An 8,206-nucleotide genomic window follows, 5' to 3' on the forward strand; every position below is an offset into this window, starting at 1 on the left:
ATTTAAGAAACTAAAAATATACAAATTATTTTGCTTAAATGTTAATTTAATTTGAACAAAACGCTACAAAACATTAATCTATTCAATTATAAAACCTAAAAATTTAAACGAATAGTAAATTAACTAAGTGATATAAAAAACCCCAAATCATAAAAACAATTTGGGGTGTATTGGTGTTAAGTGTTTATTTTTTAATGATTTTTTTACTGATAGAACCTCTATTGGTATTGATTTTTACAAAATAAGTCCCTTGAGAAAGACTTGAAATATCTACCTCTATTGATTCGTTTGAATGTAGGATTTGTTTACCAGATAAATCAAAAATTTCAAGCGTTCTAATCGCTATTCCTTTGGGCGTTTGAATTTTTAATTCGTTCACCGCAGGATTTGGATACAGTTTTACCTCGACTAACTCCATCTGATTTGCAGAAAGACTCCCATTGTAATAAGATATATTATCGTAATAGGCATCCTCTCCATAATTATTATGCAACATATTAAAACCTTCAATATTTAATTGAGAAAAATTATTGGCGGTGTAAATTAAAGTATTATCTAAATAGTACTTTACTGCAGAAGCACTTACTTCTATACGAACATTTACCCAGCTTTGGGGCACCCAGCTAGCAGAAGTATAATCTGAAGAATAATTTTCATCGATAATAATATACACCATTCCACGATTTTCCATACCTATTCCTGCCACAGGTACAAAGGTATCATTCGCATCAATTCCGTAAAGGGTGAATTCAAAATCTGAGCCTAAGGTATCGGTGATGAAGATATCATAAGAAAATGTAAAATCTTGAAAAGATTTGGGAGTAATAAAAGTCTTCGCCGCACCAAAAATAGGTAGCCATTGCGAGTTAAAACCTGAATCATAGGCATTTTTAAAAGAATAACTCCCTTGGCTTGCTTGTTCGTCAGAAATTATCTGGCTTTGCAAAACCCCGTTGCTGCCCTCAGAAACTTCCCAGGCATTTTGACCATGTAAGTTCCCTAATTGAAATCCTTCTGCGGTTTCAAAAGAAATGTTTGTTTGCTGAGCAAACAAGTTTAAAGTTGCTACGAAAAGTAACACGCTTAAGTAAATTTTTTTCATATCTATTATTTTAAGAACCGACGAAAATAGAACTTAATATTGGACTAAAAAGTTAATAAAAGTTTAATTAACATCTGAAAACCCTTATAAATACTAGCCTAACCAAAATATAACCTTGTGTTTTTTAATTTATTCTGAAACTTATTTTTTTTAAGAGGTTTGTCTTGTTTATGAGTGAAAAAATGGAAATTTAAAATATGAACTTAAAAGGAATTGAAATACCTCTTTAGGGTAAATTGGATTTGGAACACCTCATTACAAACATTCGATAGCAATAAAATTTTATACATTTATTCTCATCAGGGCAGATTCGATGGGTCAAATATGTCTTTCAATTTAGAAAGTGTTGAACACGCTTTTTGTGCTTTTAACTAAAGCTGCACAAATTTAAAAGGTAAACTCTGGATAAGTCTAGATATTTTCAAAAATTGTTATGTCGAAAAACTGGTTTTAGATTTGATGAGAATCAAAACCTCAGCTAAAATCTTCGAAGAATAGGTCAAACAGAAAGTAAATTTGGTTTTTCAAGCGATTAACATTTAAGAGAAGGTAGTAGTTAAAAACTTATTGCACTTTAATCTCGCTATTATCTGTTATAAATAATTGTTTTACCGCCTGTTTTTCCCTTTTCGGACTTTATTCTTAACGTAAATTAATTTGTGTCTGCTTTTTGACGTTTCACGTTGTTCTATTTCAAATTGCTGAGTGGCTTTTATTAAAGGAGTCAGTTTTTCAAAGCCATAATTTCGGGAATCAAAATTTGGTCTTTTTTTCTGGATTAATCCGCCTACGTCACCCAAAAAAGCCCAACCATCATCGTCAGACAAATCGTTTATAGTAGATCTAATTAAACTGATTTCCTTTTCGGTTATTTTATCTACATTTTCTTCCGATTCGCCCTTATCGGCCGACTTATTTTGACTTTGATTTTTAAGAATTTCGATATAAATGAACTTATCACAAGCCACAATAAACGGATTGGGCGTCTTTTTTTCTCCTATTCCTATCACTTGCATTCCTGCCTCCCTTAAACGAGTAGCCAAACGTGTAAAATCGCTATCGCTAGAAACCAAACAAAACCCATCCACCTTTTCACTATATAAAATATCCATCGCATCGATTATCATAGCCGAGTCGGTGGCATTTTTACCCGTAGTATACCCATATTGTTGTATGGGAGTAATCGCATTTTCTAGCAACAAACTTTTCCATCGGTTCAATCCTGGACGGGTCCAATCACCATAAATCCGTTTGATTGTAGGATTCCCATATTTGGCAATTTCTTCCATCATTTCTTTTACGGGAGAAGAAGGAATATTATCGCCATCTATTAATACGGCTAAGTTTATATTTTGACTCATAAGCGATTAATTAATTTTATAAAGCACAAAACCTTAGAGCTGGTTTTAAGGATTGAAAGTTAGTGGTTTTTAAGAGCAAATCAAAACTTACTTTAGCGCTAAAACCAATTTAATAACCTATCAGGAGTACAACATTAATATTTTTCGTGTTTTATATTTCTAGAAAAACCTGAAAATAGTGAAACTTAAGATTTAAACTTTAAATCCTTAATTTCTTTTAACTTTGTAAATTCTAAGGCTATGTTATGAAAAAGCAAGTACAAAATTACTTTTTGAGCATTTTATTTTTATTGCTATCAACGCTTAGCGTGTCTGCTCAACTACAGGAAATAGATACAACCCTAACAACAAATTCACTAAAGGTAGGAATCGCAGGAAGTCAGCCTTTTGTTTTTAATAATGAAGACCAAGATGGAATTGCTTTAGAAATTTGGGATCGAATTGCGAACAAACAAGAATGGGATTACGAATTAAAGAGTTTTTCGTCTATAGAAACAGGACTCCAGCAGTTAAATAGCAACCAAATAGATATGCTTATCGGCCCTGTAAGTATTACCTCAAAACGAGTAAAGGGTTACAAATTTACACAACCTTTTTATCAATCTAGTTTAGGTATTGCTTCTCGAAAAGACGAAAACGGGCTTTGGCAGCGAATCAAGCCTTTTTTTAGCATAGAGCTTCTTTTAGCTGTAAGCGGATTTTTACTCATATTAGCGGTAGTAGGTACGTTACTATGGTTAGCAGAGCGTCACGAATCACCAGATCAATTTCCTAAGGATCCTGTAAAAGGAATCGGAAACGGTATGTGGCTTGCTATTGTAACTATGAGTACTACCGGTTATGGCGATATGGCGCCTATTACTTTAAAAGGGAGAGTCATTGCTGGTATATGGATGGTCATTACATTAATTTTTGCTGGATCAATGATTGCGGGTATCGCAAGCACATTAACTTTAAGTGGATTAGGTACCTCTACAATCGATAAAATTGAAGAAATTTCAGGAAAAAATACGGCCACAATTACCGGTTCACCTGCAATAGCATTTATAAAAGAACACAAGGCTAAAGTTACACAAGTAAGTAGTTTACCTGAAGCTATGCAACTGCTCAAAGACAAAAAAGTAGATGCCGTAGTTTACGACCGCCCACAGCTACTTTATTATCAAGTCAACCACCCCGAGGAAGAGATTTATGTAGCTAAAGCCGAATATTATAAACAAGGATATGGTTTTGCTTTCCCAGAATATACCAATAGACTAAGTACTATAAACTTGAAGCTACTCGAGCTAGCTGAAGAACAGGAAATACAAGAGATAGTTGACCGATACCTTGGTAAGGACGACTAAGTTTTGGTCTTTTTTAAATAGGATTTTGAACAATTATTAAAAAAAACAACTTAAAATTTAGAGATTCATATAATTGGAAAACGACGTGTTTTTCAGACTCAATTATAAGCGTTTATAGTCCTTTTTACATTATCGATATTAATTTAAAGATGCTTATTAATTTTATTCAAAGCTATATTGTGAGAAACTACCTTAAACGCTAAGCAATTGTAACTGACAGAAGGCTTTAGAAGTCATACTTGTTGATAAATTGCATAAAGTGTGCAATGCCCCTAATTTAAACCAATAAAATTCTGGTAATTTTTGTTGCGCTAAAATTATAATTGTCTGTTAATTCATCATTTCAAAAAGCCTCTCCCCCAGCAACATTTTAGACCCATTATAGAAAAAACAAGCATAAAATTGAATGAGCTATTATCATATTCCTGTTGTATAGCACCCCTGCGCAAACGCTTAATCCTTAAAGGGAGAAATTCATTAAATTCTTTTGAGTTCCTTAGCCATTTTCCAAACGGTTTGTTTTCCGAATTCGCTGTAATAAGTAATAAAATTTCCTTCAGTATCTAAGACCACACAACTAGCACAAGGAAAATGATATTTAAAAAACATTTTTTCGATGAGTTGATTTTTATCTTTTTTCCAGCCTATTTTGTTTTGGTAATAATAGTTTAAATTTTCGTCATTTTTGTAAATCCAATGATGACTAACATTGCTAATTCTTTTGAGTCTTTTTAAATAATCTTTATCAAAAATATTCCAAGTAGAATAATTTTTGACATCATTGCATCTGTCTTTCCCAGGGTAATATATTATTACAATTAACCCATCATTTATTTTATTCTCTATAGATAAAGACATTTTTAGCTTATTAAATTTGTTTTCGTTCAGTTTGCCTATTGATTTCTTTCTTACTAATAAACCTTTCACTATGGAATCATTTTCAAAATATAAATCGAGAATCCCCTTACCGGTTCTCCCCTCTTTAAACTCATTTTCACTTATTTCTTGATTAAATTCATTAAGATAAACAACTTTCTTCTCCTGTGATAAAAGCTTAAGGCTAGATAGAATGCAAATGATGATTAAGTAATACAATTTCATAGTTCTTTTTTTATCGGTTTTGCTTATGAATATTCGCGTGTTTAGCACCTAATTTAGCAGAAAAATACCAGATAGAAAATCCGCGAGTTTAGACGTTTCAAGATAAGTTAATAAACTCTATCAGTCAGGGAGATACACACGTTAAAGTAAAGGTTTTAATAAAATCATTAAATTAAGATAAATAAAAAGCTAAAACAAATAGAAGAAAAAGTTTATTTTGTGAAAGACAATCGTGAAACTTCGGTACCCCCTCCTCCTTTTTACACAGACATATTACAGTTATACTTGGCTTTTAGCCTTCTATTTTTAATCGCATAACTTCGGGTATATTGTACCGTCAAAAAACCTTTTCTTATGCATAAAAATATTAAATATTTTAGAGTAGACATCGGTCATTTGGTTTTTGACCTTACAAAATCAGATGGGAAATACAACTAGTTTAAAAACACTTTTTCAGGCTTCAAAAAGTGAAAAATTAAAATGCAGGATGAAGCTGTTTTAGACCGTCTCAGTAAAGCAGTCGTAAGGTTTTCCAAACGTAGAATAAAACAAACAAAGGACTTGAGAGATGAACTTTTAATATTGATTTAAATAATACCTCATGAATTGATGACCCTTAGGTAAACCTCACCAAGAATTAAATCGAAAATCGCCCTGATTTTAGTACTTCTAATGTATGGGTTTGAGCAATTTACAAGCGGAAGTGAATTGTATAATTATGCAAGATTAACTAATGTGATTCGTAAGAGTGAAAGCAATTAAAATAAACCTAGTAAATTAAGCTATGTAAGAAATCAAAAACTCTGTAAATTACTATTTATGGCAATTATAATGCATATTAATATAATAAGGCTTACCGAAAAATTTATAAACGTATACTAGCAAAAGGGAAGTGTAAAAAACCAGCTTAGACTGCTGTGAGCAATAGGTCCTAAAACAGGTTTTTGCTATTGTAAAATCAAAACTAGTATATGAAGATTCCTACAAGTGTAATATAGCTTAAAACTAATAAGTTTTACTTGTTTTTTACCACAATACTTGTTGTAAAACCTATTTATTCATAAGCTTGGTTGCCGTAATTACATAACCACTCGAATGTTCGCCAAAATAACTAATAAAATCGCCATCCTTTGAAATCACCACAAAGCTACTGCAAGGATAATGATGTTTAAAAAATAGCCTTTCAATAATACCGTTTGGATCTTTATGATAAATTGAATCATAACCTTTTTGTAAACCACTATGATCCTTATAAATATATATGGGTTTAGTTTGTCCTACTTCATAGATAGCATGTTCAAAAACTTTGCGCCAATTTATACGGCTATCATTTTTTGATTTATTTCCACTTGAATTGCAAGGATCTTTACCGGGATAGTACATGATTACCAATGGTTTTTCGGAATCCAATTCTCTGTTTATTGCTTTTTCAAGTGTTGATTCCAACAATGCTCTATTGTTTATTTTCCCATGCCTTTCTCTCAAAGTTAGTTTCTTATGATGAGCAGAATCACCTGGAATATCTAATAACCTATTGGTTTTCCGTATTCGTTCAAATTCAGACTTGCTAATTTCAGTATAGTTTTCGTCAAAGTATTTAGTTTTAACTTTTCTATTCTTGGTGGAAGAACAAGAATAAAAAAATAATCCAATAAGAAAAAGGAGTAGAATTTTTGGCATTTTACTGAAATAATTTAGTTTTTTAACCGTTTTTTGGTTGATTAACTACTACTTTTAGATAGTAAGTTCAGGTAAATTTACATTATTTTTTCGATAGGATCTGTATTTGATTGTTGGATTTTTGTGGCCTTCAGCTGGCTTTCTTAAATCCAGGCTAAAATGTGTTCTTAGGTTATTGTAAATATATTCTGCGCTAATTCAGTGTTTTTAATCGTTTGTTTTAGTCCATATTTATATTTAAGGGTTCTGTTAATTCGCTCTGCAACTCCGTTTTTATAGGGAGGATACTATTCTGTCATACTCATAATAATAATATTTTTTTTCAGCAAATTGGGTGTATTGGGGATTACAGTATTGAAAACTTCTGTTAGAGTGGTGAATCAATTTTTCATTGGAGTATTTTCTATTTTTAATAGCCATAGCCGGATATAGGCTTCCCAAAAAAGGGAATGCCTATAGTGAACCACCAGAATATTGGATTGAACAACTCAAAAAACAAAATTAAAAGATAATAAAAAACGATTCTTCAAGACGTAATAGAATACAACACCTCAAAATCAAGAAAAACCGCATAAAGTGATAGCAATAAACCATTCAATACGCAAAGAGGTTCAATTTATAAGCTTTATGGGTATCCTAAGTCTGCCGCTAAGAAAAGACATGTGGCTAATCATCTCTAAAAGAGCAGCACAGCAATAGATTAATCCCCATAATACCAACCGACAAACAGCCGGGTTAGTCAACACGGCGTTCATGTTAGGCCGTACCGGCCACACGAACGCTTAGTTATTGCCATTAGTTATTTCTTTCAATTATTTTGGATATATATCCTTCAAAAATTCCGACACAAGTTTCATCTTTTATTTCAATTGTTTCATTTCCTAGAGATAAATAGTAGTAAGTTCCAGGTGCACATCTTCTCATTGCTGAATTTAGTAATCTTAATTTCTTTTCGAACATTATTAAATTATCAAGGTCATTTTTATCAAGTTTAATCACTTTTTTTTCTTTGATTTTTTTTCCATTTCGTTCTTCAGTATACTTATATTTTAGGATAGCATCATTTTTATTAGGAATAATTTTAATCTCTGTATCTGTATATACAAAGCAGCTGCCTCCAGACAATTTTAATTTCCAATTTTTATTTTCCTCAAGACTTTTTTCAATAAAGGTCTTAATTTCATAATCTTTCATTTTTTCGACACATAAAAATAGTTTTCGAGTTTTAGGGGTAATCAAAAATGTTGTGTCTTTTTTCTGATTATAAATATTATTATATTCAATTTTGACTTCGTTTGCAGAAGTTTGTAGCCTAAATAAATCAAATTTAGATTTTGTAGTCTGACTAATAACTTTGTGATTAGTCAGTATTTCAAATTTAATTTCTGAAATATCTCTGTCCGATTCTCTATCCTTAATGCAGTTATATGCGATTAATTCAATTGTATTTTGACAAATTGTTGAATTACTGTAAAGAAGTATTAGTATTAACAGGATTTTTTTCATAATTGATGGCAACGGCAGTCTGTCTCAAAACTACCAATTAATGCTCTTAAAAATTCTATTTTTCTGATTTTTATGAAATTTATCGATGAATCAATATTTTTTGAAAATGA

6 protein-coding genes are annotated in these 8,206 nt (G+C 31.3%); 1 reads left to right on the top strand and 5 read right to left on the bottom strand.

The window, feature by feature from the left end:
• Positions 1-184 precede the first annotated feature (184 nt).
• Both ACFSQ0_RS05605 and ACFSQ0_RS05610 read right to left on the bottom strand, forming a co-directional pair.
• Complete coding sequence (locus tag ACFSQ0_RS05605) at positions 185-1,102, bottom strand: T9SS type A sorting domain-containing protein (RefSeq protein WP_379045343.1); 918 nt, start codon at positions 1,100-1,102, stop codon at positions 185-187.
• 608 nt (positions 1,103-1,710) lie between these two features.
• Positions 1,711-2,463 (bottom strand): NYN domain-containing protein, encoded by a 753-nt coding sequence (locus ACFSQ0_RS05610; protein WP_379045346.1) that lies wholly within the window; start codon positions 2,461-2,463, stop codon positions 1,711-1,713.
• Between the two features lie 245 nt (positions 2,464-2,708).
• Between ACFSQ0_RS05610 and ACFSQ0_RS05615 the strand changes: the two genes are divergently transcribed.
• The gene (locus tag ACFSQ0_RS05615; RefSeq protein WP_379045349.1) at positions 2,709-3,809 is read left to right on the top strand and encodes a transporter substrate-binding domain-containing protein; all 1,101 of its coding nucleotides are present in this window, start codon (positions 2,709-2,711) and stop codon (positions 3,807-3,809) included.
• Positions 3,810-4,286: 477 nt separating this feature from the next.
• On the opposite strand, the gene ACFSQ0_RS05620 is transcribed toward ACFSQ0_RS05615, so the two are convergent.
• The 3 genes from ACFSQ0_RS05620 to ACFSQ0_RS05630 form a co-directional block, all read right to left on the bottom strand.
• The gene (locus ACFSQ0_RS05620) at positions 4,287-4,910 is read right to left on the bottom strand and encodes a hypothetical protein (protein ID WP_379045352.1); all 624 of its coding nucleotides are present in this window, start codon (positions 4,908-4,910) and stop codon (positions 4,287-4,289) included.
• Positions 4,911-5,960: 1,050 nt separating this feature from the next.
• Positions 5,961-6,590 (bottom strand): hypothetical protein, encoded by a 630-nt coding sequence (locus tag ACFSQ0_RS05625; RefSeq protein WP_379045355.1) that lies wholly within the window; start codon positions 6,588-6,590, stop codon positions 5,961-5,963.
• A gap of 795 nt (positions 6,591-7,385) precedes the next feature.
• Positions 7,386-8,096, bottom strand: a complete 711-nt coding sequence (locus tag ACFSQ0_RS05630; protein ID WP_379045358.1) for a hypothetical protein — start codon at positions 8,094-8,096, stop codon at positions 7,386-7,388.
• Between the last annotated feature and the right edge of the window lie 110 nt (positions 8,097-8,206).

The organism is Mesonia sediminis (assembly GCF_042684705.1).
Taxonomy (GTDB): Bacteria; Bacteroidota; Bacteroidia; order Flavobacteriales; family Flavobacteriaceae; genus Mesonia; species Mesonia sediminis.